Raw genomic sequence first — 19,441 nt, 5'->3', positions numbered from 1 at the left:
GTTGGCGGGGGTGACGTCCGGGTCGGGGGCGCGGGTGGCGGCAGTGGTGCCGTCCTCCGGGGCCCGTCCGTGGGCGACGGCGCCCGGGCCGGTGGCCGTGGCGGAGGTGCCGTCCTGCGCGGCCCGTTCGTGGGCGAAGGCGCGGACCAGGTCGTGCGGTACGTAGCGGCCGTAGGCGGGTTCCTCCAGCAGGGCCACGTCGACGAGCCGGTCCAGCGCCGCCTCCGTACGGGGCACGCCGGTGCCGGTGAGCCGGGCCAGCAGCGGGACGCCGTACGCGGGGAGGTCGAGCGCGCCGATCACGCGGAGCGTCAGGGCCGCGTCCCGGTCGGCCTGGCGCGGGGAGCCGGCCAGGGCGTCGTACCCGACGGCCAGGGAGCGGCGGACGCTCAGGTCGTCGTACTCCAGGTGCCGCAACCGGCCCTCCCGCGCGGCCAGTTGCCCGGCGAGGGCCGCCGGACTGAGAGACCGCCGGGCGGCCAGGCGTGCGGCGACGACGCGCAGGGCCAGGGGCAGGCCGCCGGTGCGTGTGACGAGGAGGCGGGCGGCCTGCGAATCGGCTGGGCCGCCCGAGCCGTCCAAACCCTCCAAGCGATCCAAGCCGCCCAAGCCGCCCTGGCCATCCCGGCCGTCCAGGCCATCCCGGCCGTCCAGGTCGCCCTGGCCATACCGGCCGTCCAGGCCATCCCGGCCGTCCAGGCCGTCCAGGTCGTCCCGGCCCGAGGCCGCGCGTAGCAGGTCGGTGCCCTCCTCGTCCGTCAGCGGGGCGAGCGGGAAGCGGGCCGCACCGTCCAGGGCGGTGAGCGGGGAACGGCTGGTGACGATCACCGCGCAGCCGGCGCCGCCCGGCAGCAGCGGCCGCACCTGCGCGGCGCTCACGGCACCGTCCAGCACGAGCAACGTGCGCGTCCGGGCGAGCAGAGTACGCAGCAACGCCGCTGCGGCGTCGGGCGATGCCGGAATACGGCAGGGCTCGACGCCGAGGTCGCGCAACAGGGCGGTGAGCGCCTGACCAGGGGTGAGTGGGGTCGTACCAGGAGTGGCGCCCCGCAGATCGAGGTGGAGCTGCCCGTTGGAGAAACGTTCCGCCAGATCGTGCGCGACCCGCAGGGCGAGTGCGGTCTTGCCGACCCCGGGCATGCCGCTGATCACCGCGGTGGGGCGGGGCCCGGCGGCGGTGAGGACGCGGTGCAGGGCCTCACGCTCGGGGGTGCGGCCGGTGAAATGGGCCGGTGGCGGGGGCAGTTGGGCGGGCTGTGGGGGCAGGGTGGCCGGGGTGGCGGGCAGGCCGACGGAGGCCGGGGCACCCGTGTCGTCACCGGACGGCCGTGCGGGGCGCCCGCCGGCGGGCCCGGCCGCGTCGGACCCCTGCCGCTGCCGACCTGCCGCAGGGGAGGCCTGCTCCGCCGCCCCCGCCGCAGAAGAGGTCCGCCCCGGCCCTGCCGCAGGGGAGGTCCGCTCCGCCCCCGCCGCATGGGGTGGCCGCTCCCCCACCTCCGCCGGGGTGGAGCCGGCCCGCCGCCTCCGACCCCCGTTTCCGCCGGCCTCCCGCAGCACCTCCACGTGCGCGGCCCGCACGCCCGGCCCCGGTTCGATGCCGAGCTGGTCGACGAGACGGGTGCGCAGGTCGCGGTGGACGGCCAGGGCCTCCGCCTGGCGGCCGGTGCGGTGCAGAGCGAGCATCAGCTGGCGGTGGTACGCCTCGCGCAGCGGATACTCCCCGGTCAGCGCCGTCAGCTCCGGCACCAGGGCGGGCAGCCGCGGTCCGCCCAGCGCCAGTTCGGCGTCGTAGCGCCACTCCAGGAGCAGCAGCCGGGCCTCGCGCAGCCGCTGGGCGAAGCCGTAGCCGCCCACCTCGGGCGGCAGGCCCGCGAGCGGCGCGCCCCGCCACAGCGCGAGCGCGGCGGCACAGGCGCGAAGGACGCCCTCCCAGTCCCGCCCGGCGTGCGCGGCACGGGCCGCGGCGACCCGGGCGTCGAACACGTGGACGTCCAGCTCGCCCTGCTCGACCCGCAGCAGGTAACCGGAGGGCGTGGTCCGCAACCGCCCGGGATCGTCGAGCAGCCGCCGCACCCGGGCCACGTGGTTGTGCAGCGAGGCCTGCGCGGAGACGGGCGGCGCCTCGCCCCACAGCGCGTCCTTGAGCGACTCGACGGAGACGATCCGCCCCGCGTCGAGCAGCAACGCGGCCAGCAGCGCCCGGGACTTGGGGCTGCGCACGGCCCGGGCCGCGCCGGGCCCGGCCTCGTCCGCGGTCCCGTCCGGGCCGTCGTAGTAGAGCACCGGCGGCCCCAGCAGGCCGAACCTCAGCCCGCGCCGCTCACCGTGCTCCTCGCCCGTCTCTTCCGTCTCCCCGACCGGGCAGGGAATCCCGTTGCCCGAGCAGGGGGATGCAGATGCCCCCATTGCGCCCCCGTTTTTTCGCTCACCGTCCGCGTCGGGTCGCGAGCGTGTCGCTTTCCCGCTCTCGGGCGGTGTTTTCACGCCAGTTCGCCCCTGTGCCCTCCACCGGGATCAGCCGCTGCTCCGGCCGTCCTCGACTCCGGTTCGGCGACTTCTCGCCAATCGAGGAACGACGCAACGGCGAACCGTTGGCCACATGTTAGCGATCCGTTGGCAAAGCCTGATGTGATCACAACATCGGATCTGGCCCGGCGGCGCGCGCGTGTGAACGCGCAACTCGGGGGAGTGTCGCCGCCGCGGCCGGGTCCGGGTCCCGGTCGGCGGAGGTGAACGGCCGGGGCCCCTCAACTTCCGCGCCGCGCCGCTCAGACGACGGGCGGCCGCCCCAGCCGCGTCAGCCGCCACACCGTGCGCCAGCGCATCGGCCGCCGCTCCCCCGCAGGCTCCCGTACGCCTTCCACGAATCCGCCGAACCATGCCCGCAGCCCCGCACGCGACCGGATCCGGGCGAGCGTGAGCAGCACCCAGACGCCCAGATGCACGGGGACGAGCGCGATCGGCAGCCGCCGGCGGGCGAGCCAGACCCGGTTGCGGGCGTTCACGCGGTAATAGATGGCGTGCCGGGCGGGCGAGGTCCGCGGGTGCCGGAGCACCAGTTCGGGCACGTAGAGGATCCGCCAGCCCGCGTCGGCCGCCCGCCAGGCGAGGTCGGTCTCCTCGTGCGCGAAGAAGAACTCGGCGGGCCAGTCCCCGACTTCGTCGAGCATCGCCATGCGCAGCGCGTGCCCGCCGCCGAGGAACCCGGTGACGTAGCCGCCCCGCATCGGGTCCGCGTTGCCGATCCGGGGCACGTGCCGTTGCTGCGTCTCGCCCTGTTCGTCGGCGATGCGGAAGCCGACGACGCCGAGCCGTTCGTCGGCGGCGTACAGGTCCCGGACCCGGCGCAGCACATCGGCGTCGGCGAGCAGACCGTCGTCGTCCAGGTCGACCACGACGTCGATGTCGCCGAACTCCCGCAGCCGGGCGAGCGCGGCGTTGCGCCCGCCGGGACAGCCCAGGTTCTCCTCGAGTTCGACCGCGGTGACCTCGCCGGGCAGCGACAGCCGCCGGGCGAACTCCGGCAGCGGGCAGCCGTTGCCCACGATCACGATCCGCTCGGGCGGCACGTCCTGCTTGGCCACCGACTCCAGCAGGGCGTCGATCTCGGCGGGCCGGTTGCCCATGGTCACCACGGCGACGGCGATCCTGGGTGCCCCCATGTCCTCCACCTCGTCCCGGTCGGCAGCTGACGGTCAGCGGGCGATGCTAGCCGTTCACGGCCCGGACCCTCTCCGTACGCCTGCCGGACGGCGATTCGCGCGCCGGGGAGCCGGGGGGAGGGGCAGGGACGGGCACAGGCGTTTGCACGGGGCGGCGTCCAGACCCGGCAGCAGGGCGGCACCGCCGGGAGGAGGGCGGCCGACCTGCCGCAGAAGACGACGAAACCCCAGCTCGGAGTCCATCCGACCTGGGGTTCCAGTGGAGCCGCCTTCGGGATTCGAACCCGAGACCTACGCATTACGAGTGCGTTGCTCTGGCCATCTGAGCTAAGGCGGCGCGCTGTCCGCACTATGGTGCGATCAGCAACGACGGTAAGTCTACACAGTTTCCGAGGGTGCTCCGTACCAGCCCCGGAGGCAGGCCCTCCGGGGCCGGGCGCACCGCTACGAGCAGCGCTTTCCGTCCTTCGGCGGGGTGCCGCGGAGCAGGTAGGTGTTGATCGTCCGGTCGACGCACGCGCTGCCGCGGCCGTACGCCGTGTGACCGTCGCCCTCGTAGGTGAGGAGGCGGCCCGAGGAGAGCTGGCCGGCCAGGGCCTGCGCCCAGCGGTACGGGGTGGCCGGGTCGCGCGTGGTGCCGACCACGACGATCGGCGCCGCGCCCTTCGCCTCGATGCGGTGCGGCTCGCCCGTGGCGGCCACGGGCCAGTACGCGCAGTTCAGCGCGGCCCACGCCAGGCCCTCGCCGAACACCGGGGAGGCCTTCTCGAACTCGGGCAGCGCCCGGCGCACCTCGTCGGGGGTGTCGAAGGAGGGCGGCAGGTCCAGGCAGTTCACGGCCGCGTTGGCGAACATCAGGTTGCTGTACCGGCCGTCGGCGTCCCGCTCGTAGTAACCGTCGGAGAGGACCAGCAGCCCGGAACCGTCGTTCTCCTTCATCGCGGACGTGAGGGCCTCGCGCAGCTGCTCCCAGGAGCCCTCGTCGTACATGGCCGCGATCACGCCGGTCGTGGCGAGCGACTCGGTGAGCCTGCGGCCGTCGGCGTCGCCGGTGGGCACGGGCCGCGCGTCCAGCTTCTCGAAGAAGGCCTTGAGGTTCTCGCCGACCTGTTCGGGCGAGGTGCCGGCACCGCCCAGCGGGCAGCCGGACTGCCGCACGCAGTCCCGCGCGAACGACCGGAACGCCGTCTCGAAGCCCGCCGTCTGTTCGAGGTTCAGCCGCCGCGCGGGCAGCGACGGGTCCATCGCGCCGTCCAGCACCAGCCGGCCCGTCCGGTCGGGGAACAGCCCGGCGTACGTCGCGCCGAGGAACGTCCCGTAGGAGGCCCCGACGAAGTTCAGCTTCTCGTCGCCGAGCGCCGCCCGCACGATGTCCATGTCCCGGGCCGTCTCCACCGTGGACACGTGGCGCAGCAGCCGGGGCGCGTCCGCGCCGCAGCCCTCGGCGAACGTCCGGTACGCCGCGACCAGCCCGTCCGTCTCCCGCGCGTCGTCGGGCGTGGAGTCGGTCCGCGTGTAGGTGTCCATGGCCGGCCCGTCCAGGCACTCGACCGGCTCGCTGCGGGCCACCCCGCGCGGGTCGACCGCCACCACGTCGTAGCGGGCGCGGACCTCGGCCGGGTAGCCGATGCCGGCGTACGCCTGCACGTACCCGATGGCCGAGCCGCCCGGCCCGCCCGGGTTCACCAGGAGCGAGCCCAGCCGCTCGCCCGGCCCCGTGGCCTTCTTGCGGGTCACCGCGAGCCGGACGTCACCGGCGGACGGGTCGGCGTAGTCGAGGGGCGCCTTGACCGTGGCGCACTCGAAGCCGGGCACGCCGCAACCGCGCCAGGCCGGCTTCTGCGCGTAGTACGGCGACAGCGCCGCGGGCGTGGACCGCGGCAGCGCGACCAGGGCCGCCTCCTCCGCCGCCGAGGCGGTGGACGTCGACGAGCTCCCGGAGGAGCAGGCGGAGACGAGCAGCGCGGCCGTGGCGAGGAGGCCGGCCGCCGTCCTGGCTCCGCTGCGGGCCCTGCGGTGGGCGCCGCGGGAGCGGGACGCGGCGGGGCCGGGCGGCGTGACGGCGACGGGGGCCGGAGCGGAGGCGGTGCGTGGGGTACGCCGTGTGTCCATCCAGCGAGCGTAACTCTGCGCGACGGGATGAGTGCCGTGCGTGCGTGTCGTGCCCCGTACGAGTTACGGCGTCAACCGCGGACCTGCCCCGGACCGCCGGAGCCCGAGGCCCGGGACCTTCCCGCCGCCCGGCGCGCTCAGCCCGCTCTGAGTGCCATCGTCATCGCCTCCACCGCCAGCAGCGGCGCCACGTTGCGGTCGAGGGCGTCGCGGCAGGCGCCGATCGCCTCGATGCGGCGGAGCGTGGCCTCGGGGGTGCTGCCGCGGGCGAGCCGCTCCAGGGCCTCCTCCGCGTCCGCGTTGGCGATGGCGACCCGGGAGCCGAGCTGGAGGGCGAGGACGTCGCGGTAGAAGGCCGTCAGGTCCGTCAGGGCCAGGTCGAGGCTGTCGCGCTGCGTGCGGGTCCTGCGGCGCTTCTGCTTGTCCTCCAGGTCCTTCATCACACCTGCCGTGCCGCGCGGCATGCGGCCGCCCTGGGCCGCGCCGAGAGCGGCCTTCAGCTCCTCGGTCTCCTTGGCGTCGAGCTCCTCCGCGAGCTGCTTGGCGTCCTCGGCGGCCGCGTCCACCAGCTCCTGGGCGGCCCGGAGCGCACCGCCGATCTCCTCGACGCGCAGCGGCAGCCGCAGCACGGCGGCCCGGCGCTCCCGCGCGGCCGGGTCGGTGGCCAGCCGGCGCGCCCGGTCGACGTGCCCCTGCGTCGCGCGGGCCGCGGCGGCGGCCACGGCAGGCTCGATGCCCTCGCGGCGCACCAGCATGTCGGCGACGGCGTCGACCGACGGCGTGCTCAGGTTCAGGTGGCGGCAGCGGGAGCGGATGGTCGGCAGGACGTCCTCGATGGAGGGGGCGCACAGCAGCCAGACCGTCCGCGGGGCGGGCTCCTCCACGGCCTTGAGGACGGCGTTGGCCGACTTCTCGTTCAGCCGCTCGGCGTCCTCGACGAGGATGATCTGCCAGCGGCCGGTCGCCGGGGAGGTGAACGACTTGCGGACCGTGTCGCGCATGTCGTCGGCGAGGATCTGCGTGCCGACCGCGGCGACGGTGGTGACGTCGGCGTGCGTGCCGATCAGGGCCGTGTGGCAGCCGTCGCAGAAGCCGCAGCCCGGGGCACCGCCGAGCGCGCGGTCGGGGCTGACGCACTGCAGGGCCGCCGCGAAGGCCCGCGCCGCCTGGTTGCGCCCGGCCCCGGGCGGGCCCGTGAACAGCCAGGCGTGCGTCATCTTCGACACCTCGGGCGGCGGGGCGTCGGTGGTGGCGGCCGTGACCAGCGCGTCGGCGTCCCGGGCGGCGGCGGCCAGCTGCTCGCTCACCCTCTCCTGCCCGACGAGGTCGTCCCACACGGTCATGGGTCACGCCGCCCTTCCGTCACGTCTGCCTTGCGCAATCCATTGTGGGGGTCACCACTGACAGCACCTGACGCCCGGCCCCTCGGGCCGACGCGACCCGGGCGGCCTCAGGCCGCCCGGGACAGGCCTTCCAGGCCGACCCCTCGCCGACCGGGCCACCTGGCCCCGAGGGACCCGCCCGGCCTGCCACAGGCGCCCGGGCTGAGCCACCTGCCAGGAACCGGGCCGGGGCCGCCTCCCGCAAGCCGACCAGGCCCGCCGCCCAGGGCGAACTCAGCCCCGGGCTCTTCCGCAGGTCAGCGCCCCGGCACCGGTACCCGCCGAAACCGCGGGAGGCCTCAGCGGCCCCGGCCGCCCCTGCCCCGGCGTCCACGGCCCTCGCCCGGCTCGTCGTCCTGCGGTCCGAGCAGTTCGTCCGCCAGCGACGGCAGGTCGTCCAGCGGCGTCTCCTCGGCCCAGTCGGACCGGCGGCGCGGCCTCCCCTCGGCGTCCACCTGGGGCAGCTCCCGCGTACGGTCCGTCCCGTCGGGGCGCTGCGCCGGAGCGTCCTCGCGGAAGTAGCCGGGCGGCACCCGGTCCGCCGGGCCGTCCTCGCGCACGGGCGGCAGCACGGCTGTCTCCTCGGCGTCACCGGACCGGACGGGCGGGAGCACGGCCGTCTCCTCGGCATCGGTGGGCCGGACCGGCGGCAGCACCGCCGTCTCCTCGGCCTCCCCCGGCCTGACCGGCGGCAGCACATCCGTCTCCTCACCGGCCGCCGGCGGAACCGGCGGCTTCGGCAGCTCGGCCGTCACCTCGGCCTCGGACTCGCCGGAGGCCCGGTCCCGGCCCCGCTCCTCGTCCCGCACCGGCCGCAGCACGGTCGTGTCGTCCGCCGAGCCGCCCGGGGTCACCACCGGCGTCGGCACGGTCACCGCGTCCTGACCCGCCGCCGAACGGGAGGGGCGCTCGGGTTCGGGGCCCTTGGACATGGAGATCTTCGGACCCGCCTCGGCCGCGGCTGCCGCCGCCTCCGCGAGCCGGCGCGCCTCCTCGGCCCGCAGCAGGGCCTCCTCGGCCTTGCGCTGCTTCTCCAGGCGGAGCGCCTCGGCCTCGGCGCGCAGCCGGGCCTCCTCCTCGGCCTGCTTGCGGCGCCGCTCCTCCTCGGCCTTGCGGCGGGCCTCCTCCTCGGCGCGGGCCTTCTCCTCCGCGAGGAGCCGCGCACGCTCCTCCTCGGCCTTCCTGCGCGCCTCCTCTGCCCGGCGCCGGGCCTCCTCCGCCTGCCGTTCGGCCTCGCGGCGCTGCGCCTCCTCCAGCTCGCGGCGCTTGCGCTCCTCCTCCTCGGCGCGCAGCTTGGCCAGCTGCTCCTGGCGCTCGCGCTCCAGGCGCTCCTCCTCGGCCTTGCGGGCGGCCTCTTCCTCGGCCTTGCGGCGGGCCTCCTCCTCGGCCTTCCTGCGCGCCTCCTCGCGGGCCTCGATCTCGGCCTCGGACAGCGGCAGCACCTGGTCGAGCCGGTGCCGGATGACGGTCGTGACGGCCTCGGGCTCCTGGCCTGCGTCCACGACCAGGTACCGCCCGGCGTCGGCGGCGGCCAGGGTGAGGAAACCGGCCCGCACGCGCGCGTGGAACTCGGCGGGCTCCGACTCCAGCCGGTCGGGCGCCTCCGTGAACCGCTCGCGCGCGGTCTCCGGCGCGACGTCCAGCAGCACGGTCAGGTGCGGCACCAGTCCGTTCGTCGCCCAGCGGTTGATCCGGGCGATCTCGGTCGGCGACAGGTCGCGGCCGGCGCCCTGGTAGGCGACGGAGGAGTCGATGTACCGGTCGGAGATGACGACCGCGCCCCGCTCCAGGGCGGGCCGTACGACGGTGTCGACGTGCTCGGCCCGGTCGGCCGCGTACAGCAGTGCCTCCGCGCGGTGCGACAGGCCGGCGCTGGACACGTCCAGCAGGATCGACCGCAGCCGCTTGCCCACCGGCGTCGCCCCCGGCTCGCGCGTGAGCACCACCTCGTGGCCCTTGGCGCGGATCCACTCGGCGAGCGCCTCGGCCTGCGTGGACTTGCCGGCGCCGTCGCCGCCCTCCAGGGCGATGAAGAAACCGGACTCGGCGGGCGCCTGCTCCGGGTCGTCGCCGCCGAGCAGCGCGTCCTTCAGGTCCTGCCGCAGCGGCACGCCGGAACGGTCGTCGACCTTGGCCAGCACCAGCACCGCGACCGGCAGCAGCAGCGCGCCGGCCAGCATCAGCGTGAAGGCGGCGCCGCCGTGTGCGAAGACGAACTTGCCGCTCTCCAGGTGGTGCGGGCCGATGGCCGCCGCCACCAGCGGGGCGATCACCGCGGCGAGCGCCACGCAGACGCGGACCACCGCGTGCAGGTGCTCCGTCGTGCGGGGCCGCCGGTACTCCTCGGTCTCCTGGTCGAGCAGGGTGTGCCCGATGTTGGCGGACATGCCCGCGCCGACACCGGCCAGGGCGAGGATCAGCAGGACCGTGGTGACGTCCGGAACGAGCCCGGAGGCCAGCAGCGCGACACCGGTGAACGCGATCGCCAGGGCGAGCATCCGGCGGCGCGACAGGGCGGGCAGCAGCGCGGGCGCCGTGCGGATGCCGACGACGACTCCGCCGGTCAGCGCGCCCGCGAACAGCCCGTACAGCACCGGACCGCCGCCGAGGTCCTTCGCGTGCAGCACGGCCACGGCGACGGCGGCGGACACCGCGGCGGCGACGGCCGCGCAGGCCAGGACGAGCAGCGGCGTCGCGCCGGTGCGGCCCTTGTCGGTGCCGGTGCCGGTCTTCGGGCGGCGCAGGCCCTCGAGCGGTGACCGGGCGCGCGGAGTGCGGGTGCCGGGCAGTTCGAGGAAGGTCAGCACGGACAGGGACGCGGCGAACAGGCCGGCCGCGACGTAGGAGGCGAGGGCCGCCTGGTGCTGGGCGAACCACTCGATGCCGGCGCCCAGCAGGTTGTTGAGGAGGGACGCGGCGACGAGCACGACGGCCGCGAGCGGGATCGCCACGAAGCCGGTGCGCAGCGAGAGCCGGCGCAGGGCGTCCATGTGGTCGGGCAGCGGCCGGACCGTCGCGCCCTCGGGCGGCGGGGCGGGCAGCAGCGCGGGGGCCGCGCTCTCCCGGCACACCGTCCAGAACCGCTCGGCGACACCCGTCACGAAGGCCGTGACGAGGAGGACGGCCAGCGCGTCCTCGGGCGTCCAGTCGATCCACAACGGCGCGACGATCAGCAGGGCGGCACGCAGCCCGTCCGCGCCGACCATGGTCCAGCGGCGGTCGAGCGGACCGTCCTGGGAGGTGAGCGCGGTGAGCGGGCCGAGGAGCACGGCGCCGAACAGGAGCGTCGCGAGGATGCGCACGCCGAAAACGGTCGCCACTGCGAACGCCGCGCCCCGGTAACCGCCCCCGAACGCCGCCTCGGCGACAGCCGCCTGGAGGGCGAGAAGCACCAGCACGAGAAGGGCGAGGGTGTCTCCCACGCCGCCCACGAGCTGCGCGCTCCACAACCGCTTCAGCTGCGGGCGGCGCAGCAGGGCGCGGACGGCACGCTCGCGGGAGTCCGCGACCAGGGCGTCGTCGGGGGCCGGCTGAGGGGCCGTTGGATGCTCGGCTCGCGTCATGCGTTCAGCCTATCGGGAGCCACCGTCACCCCGGGGTCCCCGGTCTGGCATGCGCACGCCCCGACACCGAAGTGTTGCCGGGGCGTTCGCTTTCCGAACCCGACGCGAAGATCCGGGCCGCGCCCCGCGGGGCGGGCCCGGGACGCGAACGGCCTCAGTCCTCCGTCGCCTTCGCGGCGGTCGCCGTCTTGGCGGCCGTCTTCTTCGCGGCGGTGGTGGTCTTCTTCGCCGTCGTCTTCTTCGCGGTCGTGGTCTTCTTCGCCGCGGTCTTCTTGGCCGTCGTCGCCTTCTTCGCCGGGGCCTTCTTCGCCGGCGCCTTCTTGGCCGTCTTCTTCGCCGGTCCCTTGGCGCGCTTCTCGGCGAGCAGCTCGAAACCGCGCTCCGGGGTGATCGTCTCGACACTGTCGCCGGAGCGCAGGGTCGCGTTGGTCTCCCCGTCGGTGACGTACGGGCCGAAGCGGCCGTCCTTGACGACGACCGGCTTCTCGCTGACCGGGTCGGTGCCGAGCTCCTTCAGCGGCGGCTTGGCCGCGGCCCGGCCACGCTGCTTGGGCTGGGCGTAGATCGCCAGCGCCTCCTCCAGCGTGATCGTGAAGAGCTGGTCCTCCGACTGCAGCGAGCGCGAGTCCGTCCCCTTCTTCAGGTACGGGCCGTAGCGGCCGTTCTGCGCGGTGATCTCCTGGCCCTCGGCGTCCGTGCCGACCACGCGGGGCAGCGACATCAGCTTGAGGGCGTCGTCGAGGGTGACGGTGTCCAGGGACATCGACTTGAACAGGGACGCCGTGCGCGGTTTGACCGCGTTCTTGCCCGTCTTCGGGGTGCCCTCGGGGAGGACCTCCGTCACGTACGGGCCGTAGCGGCCGTCCTTGGCGACGATCGTGTGGCCGGTGGCCGGGTCGGTGCCCAGCTCGAAGTCGCCGCTGGGCTTGGCCAGCAGCTCCTCGGCCAGCTCCACGGACAGCTCGTCCGGCGCGAGGTCGTCCGGGATGTCGGCGCGCTGGTGCTGCTCGGTGTCCTTCTCGCCGCGCTCGATGTAGGGGCCGTAGCGCCCGACCCGCAGCACGATGTCGTTGCCCACGGGGAACGAGGACACCTCGCGCGCGTCGATCGCGCCCAGGTCGGTGACCAGTTCCTTGAGGCCGCCGAGGTGGTCGCCGTCGCCGTTGCCCGCGTCGGCGGCGCCGGTGACCCCCGCGGCGAAGCCGCTGTCGGGCACTGTCTCGCCGAAGTAGAACCGCTTCAGCCACGGCACGGACTGGGCCTCGCCGCGGGCGATGCGGTCGAGGTCGTCCTCCATCTTGGCGGTGAAGTCGTAGTCGACGAGCCGCCCGAAGTGCTTCTCCAGGAGGTTGACCACGGCGAAGGACAGGAAGGACGGCACCAGGGCCGTGCCCTTCTTGAACACGTAGCCGCGGTCCAGGATCGTGCCGATGATCGACGCGTACGTCGACGGGCGGCCGATCTCGCGCTCTTCCAGCTCCTTGACCAGGGAGGCCTCGGTGTAGCGGGCCGGGGGCTTGGTGGCGTGCCCGTCGACCGTGATCTCCTCGGCGCTCAGGGGGTCGCCCTCGGAGACCTGGGGCAGCCGTCGCTCGCGGTCGTCCAGCTCCGCGTTCGGGTCGTCGGCACCTTCCACGTAGGCCTTCAGGAACCCGTGGAAGGTGATCGTCTTGCCGGACGCGCTGAACTCGACGTCGCGGCCGTCGGAGGCGGTGCCGCCGATCTTCACCGTGACGCTGTTGCCGGTCGCGTCCTTCATCTGGGAGGCGACGGTCCGCTTCCAGATCAGCTCGTAGAGCTTGAACTGGTCACCGGTCAGCCCGGTCTCGGCGGGAGTGCGGAAACGATCGCCCGAGGGGCGGATCGCCTCGTGGGCCTCCTGCGCGTTCTTGACCTTCCCGGCGTACGTCCTCGGCTGCGGCGGCAGGTAGTCGGCGCCGTACAGCTGCGTGACCTGGGCGCGGGCGGCGGCGACCGCCGTGTCGCTCAGCGTCGTTGAGTCCGTACGCATGTACGTGATGTAGCCGTTCTCGTACAGCTTCTGCGCGACCTGCATCGTGGCCTTCGCGCCGAAGCCGAGCTTGCGGCTGGCCTCCTGCTGCAGCGTCGTCGTGCGGAACGGGGCGTACGGCGAGCGGCGGTAGGGCTTGGACTCGACCGAGCGGACGGCGAACCGCGTCTGCTCCAGGGCGGCGGCCAGGGCGCGGGCGTTCGCCTCGTCGAGGTGGAGGGTGTTCGCGCTCTTCAGTTGTCCCAGGGAGTCGAAGTCGCGGCCCTGCGCGACCCGCCTGCCGTCGACGGTCTGCAGGCGCGCGACCAGCGACGACGGGTCCGACGGGTCTCCCGCGCGGCCGGTCGAGAAGGTGCCCGTCAGGTCCCAGTACTCAGCCGAACGAAAGGCGATGCGCTCGCGTTCCCGCTCGACGACGAGACGGGTGGCGACCGACTGGACACGGCCCGCGGACAGCCGCGGCATGACCTTCTTCCACAGGACCGGCGAGACCTCGTAACCGTAGAGACGGTCGAGGATGCGGCGGGTCTCCTGGGCGTCGACGAGCTTCTGGTTGAGCTGGCGCGGGTTGGCCACGGCGGCCTGGATCGCGGCCTTGGTGATCTCGTGGAAGACCATCCGCTTGACCGGGACCTTGGGCTTGAGCACCTCCTGGAGGTGCCAGGCGATGGCCTCGCCCTCGCGGTCCTCATCGGTGGCGAGGAAGAGCTCGTCCGACTCCTTCAGCAGGTCCTTGAGCTTCTTGACCTGCGCCTTCTTGTCGGCGTTGACCACATAGATCGGGGCGAAGTCATGTTCGACGTCCACACCGAGGCGGCGGACCTCGCCGGTGTACTTCTCGGGCACCTCGGCGGCGCCGTTGGGAAGGTCGCGGATGTGCCCGACGCTCGCCTCGACGGTGTATCCGGGCCCGAGATAGCCCTTGATCGTCTTCGCCTTGGCAGGCGACTCGACGATGACGAGTCGGCGGCCGCCCTTCGCGGTCTCGCTGGTCGGGGACAACTTCGCTCTTCTCTCCGGTCGACGCTGGGGCCTCCCCGGAGTCGCTCACCGGGGCTGGGTACGTGCTGACGCTGCGGAGTGTGACGGTACAGCCCGCCCCCGTGTCAAACGGGAAAAGCCCGCAACGGCCACTCGAACGGTAACCCGACTACCACCATTCCTGCCGCCCGGAGTGCCCGGACCAAGCCCGGCCCTGTGCGGAGCGCGACGCCCCGCTTACGCGCGGGGGCCGTGCCGCAGCGGGTCTCACAGGCGCGTGAAGCACCACGTTCCGACCGCCAGGGTGAGCACCGCGACGGCGCTCGCGACGGTCGCCGACGCGACCGGCCTCACCCCCTGGGCGACGGGCCGCTGCTGACGCACGCGCGTCACGGTCCACGCCAGCAGTGCCCCTCCGAACAGGGAGAACACCGTTCCCGCGAAGATCGCCGGTTCGCTCTCCATGGCTCGCCCTGCCCCTTTTCCCCGGTCCGGCCTTTCCCAGCCACGGGAGGCTGACACGCGCGGGCGGCGGGGAGGCGAACCCGAGGTGAACGCCGCGACGACACGGCTGCGGAGCGGGGCGCCCGGCCTGTCACGACCTGTTCCGGGCGAGGTGTCCAAATCGACTCGAAATTATTGGCGGACTTCCGCGACCCCGTGCCGGAGAAGCCGGTGAGGTCGCGGAACCCGGGGAAGCCGGGCAAGCCGCGGAAGCCGTCCGCCCGGCCGGGAAGCCGTCCCTGCGAGCAGGCGGTCCCCTGCGATCACACTCAGCGCACCGGCATCAGGAACCCCTGCTCCACCAGCAGCCGGATCTGGGCCGGGGTGCGGTCGCGCAGCAGGACCGGGTCCTCTCCGATCAGCTGGGCGATGGCGTCCAGGATGCGGCCCGCGCTCAGGGTGCCGTCGCACACACCCGCGAAGCCCGCCGCGACCGTGTCGACCCGGGTGGCCCTGCGCATGCCGCGGTTCTGGCGCAGCACGACGTGCTCGGGGTCCTCCGCTCCGGGCAGCCCGACCTGTTCCTGCACGACCTCGGCGGCCAGCCGGAAGTGTCCCTCCAGCAGGGCGGCGTCGTCGCGCGCCCGCAGGTGGTCGAGCCGGTCGAAGTGGTCGCGGATGGTGTCGCCGAGCGGCTGCTCGACCGGATGCGGCCATTCCTCCACCGTGAGGGACGGCACGGCGGCGTCCGTCCTGCGCAGCGTGATCCAGCCGAAGCCGACGGCCTTCACCTTGCGCGCCTCGAACTCGTCGAGCCACGCGTCGTACCGCGCCTGGTACTCCGCCACGTCCTCGCGGTGGTCACCCGCGTCCCGCAGCCACAGCTCGGCGTACTGATTGACGTCCTGCACCTCGCGCTGCACGATCCACGCGTCGCAGCCCCGGGGCACCCACGACCTGAGCCTGTCCTGCCAGTCCTCCCCCTCCACGTGCTGCCAGTTGGCGAGGAACTGCGCGAACCCGCCCTCGTTCAGCCGCTCCCCCGCCTCCTGAACGAGCGTGCGGCACAGATCGTCCCCGCCCATCCCGCCGTCGCGGTAGGTGAGCCGGGCACCGGGCGAGATCACGAACGGCGGGTTCGAGACGATCAGGTCGAAGGTCTCGTCGTCGCGGACCGGCTCGAAGAGGGAACCCTCGCGCAGCTCCGCCGCGGGGACACCGGACAGCGCCAGCGTCAGGGCGGTGATGTGCAGCGCGCGCGGGTTGAGGTCGGTCGCCGTCACGCGGGTGGCGTGCCGGGCGGCGTGCAGGGCCTGGATGCCGGAGCCGGTGCCGAGGTCGAGCGCGGCGGCGACGGGCGTACGGACGGTGATGCCGGCGAGGGTGGTGGAGGCGCCGCCGACTCCCAGGACGACGCCCTCGTCACGACGGCCGATCCCGCCGGCGCCGCCGACCGCACAGCCCAGGTCGGACACGATGTACCAGTCCTCGCCGTCGGGCCCTCCGTAGGGCCGCACGTCCACCGTGGCGGAGAGCTCGTCCCCGCCGGAACGGGCGAGCCAGCCACCGTCCAGGCACGCCTCGACGGGCAGGACGTCCGCCACGCGCGCGTGCGGCACGGGCTGCTGCAGCAGGAACAGCCGCACGAGGAGCTCCAGCGGCGTGTCCCCGCGGGTGGCCCGGAGCGCGGGCACGGTCTCGCTCCGGGCGAGCGCCGCGTACGCGGGGGCACCGAGCAGTTCGAGCAGTCCGTCGGCGGTGAAGGAGGCCCCGAGCAGGGCGTCCCGGAGCCGTGCGGCGACGTCGGGGCGGTCGGAGGCGGGCAGCGGGGGCAGCGGTGACTGGCTGGCGTTACTCACGTCCCCATTGTGGCGGCCGGGGGCGGCAGCGCACGTGCCCCGCCCCGGCCGGAGCGGAGGTGCGGCCGGCCGCCGTCACCCCGCACGCCGTGAGCGGCGGGACCTCGCCCGGCCGCCCGTCCGCTCAGCCCTGCGTGGCACCCGCCGACGCCGTGGCCGCCTTGCAGCTGTCCTGGCGGGCCATCGCCTGACCGACCTCGCCCTCCTCCAGGTTCCGCAGGGCGTCGTTCCCGCTCTTGCTGAGCTTGTCGAGCTCGGTGGCGATGTCCTTCAGGCCGTCGGCGAACTTGCCCTGGTCCTTGGTGTCGAGCCCGTCGACCTGCTTCTTCAGGGAGGCGTAGGACGCGGAGATCGAGTTGAGCTCCTTGACCGCGTCCTGCTGCTTCTTCTCCCCATTCTCGACATCCGGCGCCCCGGCCTTGTTCACCGCGCTCCCGATCGCCTTGTAGGCGTCGGACATGTCCTGGAAGGCCTGCGCGTCGGTCTTCTGGACCTCCTTGGGCGTGCTGTTGTCGGAGGTCTCCTTCTGGATCGCGGCGTTGGCCGACTCGATCTTCTTCGCCTGCGGCTGCACGGCGTCGCAGACCTGCTTGGCCCAGGCGTCGAGCTTCTCGTTGCCGTCGTCGCCGCCGCAGCCCGACAGCGCCAGTACCAGTACCGCACCGCCGGACAGTGCGGCCGCGAGCTTCTTGTTCACCGGTTTGGTCCCTTCCATGGCTCTCGGCCCCGGAACTTACACGCCAGATGCACGGCAACCGCACGTCGGACGTCTATTAAGACCTTTTTGTAACCTTTTGCACCAAGAGAGAGAAGGCTCACGCGTGATCGTCCACCCACATGGAGCGGGCGGGCGGTGCGCCAACGCGCACCACCCGCCCGCACCTTGAGCTGGGGCTCCTCAAACCTCCCTACGAAACCACCGCCGGATCGGCCGACTTGGGCTTCGGCTCGGCGTTGCCTTCGTCACCCATGGCGATTCCGCGCCGCTTTGACACGTACACCGCCCCGGCGATCACGAGGAAGGCGAGGACCGCGACCAGGATCCGCACCCCCACGCTCTTGTCCGGCCCGTAGGAGAACTTGATCACCGCGGGCGCGATGAGCAGCGAGACCAGGTTCATGACCTTCAGCAGCGGGTTGATGGCGGGGCCCGCGGTGTCCTTGAAGGGGTCACCGACGGTGTCGCCGATCACGGTCGCCGCGTGCGCCTCGCTGCCCTTGCCGCCGTGGTGGCCGTCCTCGACGAGCTTCTTGGCGTTGTCCCAGGCACCACCGGAGTTGGCGAGGAAGACCGCCATGAGCGTGCCCGCGCCGATCGCGCCCGCGAGGAACGCGCCCAGCGGCCCGACACCGAGCGTGAACCCGATGAAGATGGGCGCCATCACCGCCAGCAGACCGGGGGTGGCGAGCTCGCGCAGGGCGTCCCTGGTGCAGATGTCGACGACCTTGCCGTACTCCGGTTTCTCGGTGTAGTCCATGATCCCGGGCCGCTCGCGGAACTGCCGCCGCACCTCGAAGACCACGGAACCCGCCGACCGCGACACGGCGTTGATCGCCAGCCCCGAGAAGAGGAAGACGACCGCCGCGCCCGCGATGAGACCCACGAGGTTGTTGGGCTGCGAGATGTCCATCATCAGGCTCATCGGGGCGCCCTCACCGCTGAGCTTCTCGCCCACGTCCCGCGCGCCGGTGATGATCGCGTCGCGGTAGGAACCGAACAGCGCCGCCGCCGCGAGCACGGCCGTGGCGATCGCGATGCCCTTGGTGATCGCCTTGGTGGTGTTGCCGACCGCGTCCAGGTTGGTGAGCACCTGCGCGCCCGCGCCCTCGACGTCGCCGGACATCTCGGCGATGCCCTGCGCGTTGTCGGAGACCGGCCCGAAGGTGTCCATCGCGACGATCACGCCGACCGTGGTGAGCAGGCCGGTGCCGGCCAGCGCCACCGCGAACAGCGCCAGCATGATCGACGTGCCGCCGAGCAGGAACGCCCCGTAGACGCCCAGCCCGATCAACAGGGCCGTGTAGACGGCCGATTCGAGACCGACGGAGATGCCGGCGAGGACGACGGTGGCCGGGCCGGTGAGCGAGGTCTTGCCGATGTCCCGCACGGGCCGGCGGGTGGTCTCCGTGAAGTAGCCGGTCAGTTGCTGGATCAGGGCGGCCAGCACGATGCCGATGGCCACCGCGACGAGCGCGAGGACCCGGGGGTCGCCGTCCTTGCCCAGGATCGCCGCGTCGGTGACGCCGTCCAGATCCGAGTACTTCCCCGGCAGGTAGACATAGACGGCCACAGCCACCAGCACGAGCGAGATCACCGCGGAGATGAAGAACCCGCGGTTGATCGCGCTCATGCCGCTGCGGTCGGAGCGCCTCGGTGCCACCGCGAAGATGCCGATCATCGCCGTGATCACACCGATGGCCGGCACCAGCAGCGGGAAGCCGAGTCCCGCGTCACCGAAGGCCGCCGAGCCGAGGATGAGCGCGGCCACCAGCGTCACGGCGTACGACTCGAAGAGGTCGGCCGCCATGCCCGCGCAGTCGCCGACGTTGTCGCCCACGTTGTCGGCAATGGTCGCGGCATTGCGCGGATCGTCCTCCGGGATGCCCTGCTCGACCTTGCCGACCAGGTCGGCGCCGACGTCGGCGGCCTTGGTGAAGATGCCGCCACCGACCCTCATGAACATGGCGATCAGCGCGGCGCCCAGGCCGAAGCCCTCCAGCACCTTCGGCGCGTCCGCCGCGTACACCAGCACGACACAGGCCGCGCCCAGCAGGCCGAGGCCCACCGTGAACATGCCGACCACGCCGCCCGTGCGAAATGCGATCTTCATCGCTTTGTGCGAGACGGCGGTCAGATCTTTTTCCGGCTCGCCTGCCGCCGGAGTGGCCTCGCGCGCCGCCGCCGCGACCCGCACATTGCTGCGCACGGCGAGCCACATGCCGATATAGCCGGTGGCCGCCGAGAACGCCGCTCCGATCAGGAAGAACACCGAACGCCCGGCACGCTGATTCCAGTCGTCCGCGGGCAGCAGCATGAGCAGGAAGAACACGACCACGGCGAATACGCCGAGCGTGCGCAGCTGGCGGGCCAGATAGGCGTTGGCGCCTTCCTGGACCGCGGCCGCGATCTTCTTCATGCTGTCGGTGCCCTCACCGGCCGCGAGTACCTGGCGCACCAGGACGCCCGCGACCGCTAGAGCCGCCAGGGCCACGACCGCGATGACCACGACGAGGACGCGGTTCCCATCGGTCAGTACGGCGGCTGCGAGGTCTGTGGGATGGCCCGACTGTGGTGAGAGAGAAAGCCCCGCCATTCGTCCTCCTTGACGCTTGGGCTGAGCTCAAGATGTGCACGGGATTGTAGGTACCGGAACCTGATCAAAACAGAGCGCGATAAACGGAATTGGCCTGCTGAAGTAATGCCTTG

Annotated in this window: 10 protein-coding genes and 1 tRNA gene; all 11 read right to left on the bottom strand. The window is 73.3% G+C overall.

Annotated elements, in window-relative coordinates; genetic code table 11:
• The coding region (locus ACPXCS_RS06440) for a BTAD domain-containing putative transcriptional regulator (protein WP_425970910.1) at positions 1-2,406 on the bottom strand (2,406 nt) is incomplete at its 3' end.
• 362 nt (positions 2,407-2,768) lie between these two features.
• A complete protein-coding gene (locus tag ACPXCS_RS06435; RefSeq protein ID WP_425943652.1) occupies positions 2,769-3,662 on the bottom strand; it encodes a glycosyltransferase family 2 protein in 894 nt (297 codons plus the stop codon).
• Positions 3,663-3,922: 260 nt separating this feature from the next.
• Positions 3,923-3,999: transfer RNA gene (locus ACPXCS_RS06430), tRNA-Thr, on the bottom strand.
• 107 nt (positions 4,000-4,106) lie between these two features.
• The gene (locus ACPXCS_RS06425; RefSeq protein WP_425943654.1) at positions 4,107-5,774 is read right to left on the bottom strand and encodes an alpha/beta hydrolase; all 1,668 of its coding nucleotides are present in this window, start codon (positions 5,772-5,774) and stop codon (positions 4,107-4,109) included.
• Between the two features lie 137 nt (positions 5,775-5,911).
• Positions 5,912-7,117 (bottom strand): DNA polymerase III subunit delta', encoded by a 1,206-nt coding sequence (locus tag ACPXCS_RS06420; RefSeq protein WP_425943656.1) that lies wholly within the window; start codon positions 7,115-7,117, stop codon positions 5,912-5,914.
• A gap of 338 nt (positions 7,118-7,455) precedes the next feature.
• On the bottom strand, positions 7,456-10,719 hold the full coding sequence (gene tmk / locus ACPXCS_RS06415) for a dTMP kinase (protein ID WP_425943658.1): 3,264 nt from the start codon (positions 10,717-10,719) through the stop codon (positions 7,456-7,458).
• A gap of 154 nt (positions 10,720-10,873) precedes the next feature.
• Positions 10,874-13,732 carry a type I DNA topoisomerase gene (gene topA, locus ACPXCS_RS06410; protein ID WP_425943660.1) on the bottom strand — a complete coding sequence of 953 codons (2,859 nt, stop codon included), beginning with the start codon at positions 13,730-13,732 and terminating at the stop codon, positions 10,874-10,876.
• Positions 13,733-13,978: 246 nt separating this feature from the next.
• Positions 13,979-14,176: a hypothetical protein gene (locus ACPXCS_RS06405; protein ID WP_425943662.1), complete on the bottom strand. Its 198-nt coding sequence runs from the start codon at positions 14,174-14,176 to the stop codon at positions 13,979-13,981.
• Between the two features lie 308 nt (positions 14,177-14,484).
• The gene (locus tag ACPXCS_RS06400; RefSeq protein ID WP_425943664.1) at positions 14,485-16,014 is read right to left on the bottom strand and encodes a DUF7059 domain-containing protein; all 1,530 of its coding nucleotides are present in this window, start codon (positions 16,012-16,014) and stop codon (positions 14,485-14,487) included.
• A gap of 124 nt (positions 16,015-16,138) precedes the next feature.
• Positions 16,139-16,729: a small secreted protein gene (locus tag ACPXCS_RS06395; protein WP_425943666.1), complete on the bottom strand. Its 591-nt coding sequence runs from the start codon at positions 16,727-16,729 to the stop codon at positions 16,139-16,141.
• Positions 16,730-16,922: 193 nt separating this feature from the next.
• Positions 16,923-19,328, bottom strand: a complete 2,406-nt coding sequence (locus tag ACPXCS_RS06390) for a sodium-translocating pyrophosphatase (RefSeq protein WP_425943668.1) — start codon at positions 19,326-19,328, stop codon at positions 16,923-16,925.
• Between the last annotated feature and the right edge of the window lie 113 nt (positions 19,329-19,441).

It is taken from the genome of Streptomyces sp. DT190, assembly GCF_049846985.1.
Lineage (GTDB): Bacteria > Actinomycetota > Actinomycetes > Streptomycetales > Streptomycetaceae > Streptomyces.
Note: the sequence above shows the minus strand (reverse complement) of the source record. Positions and strands in the feature narration are given on the sequence as shown.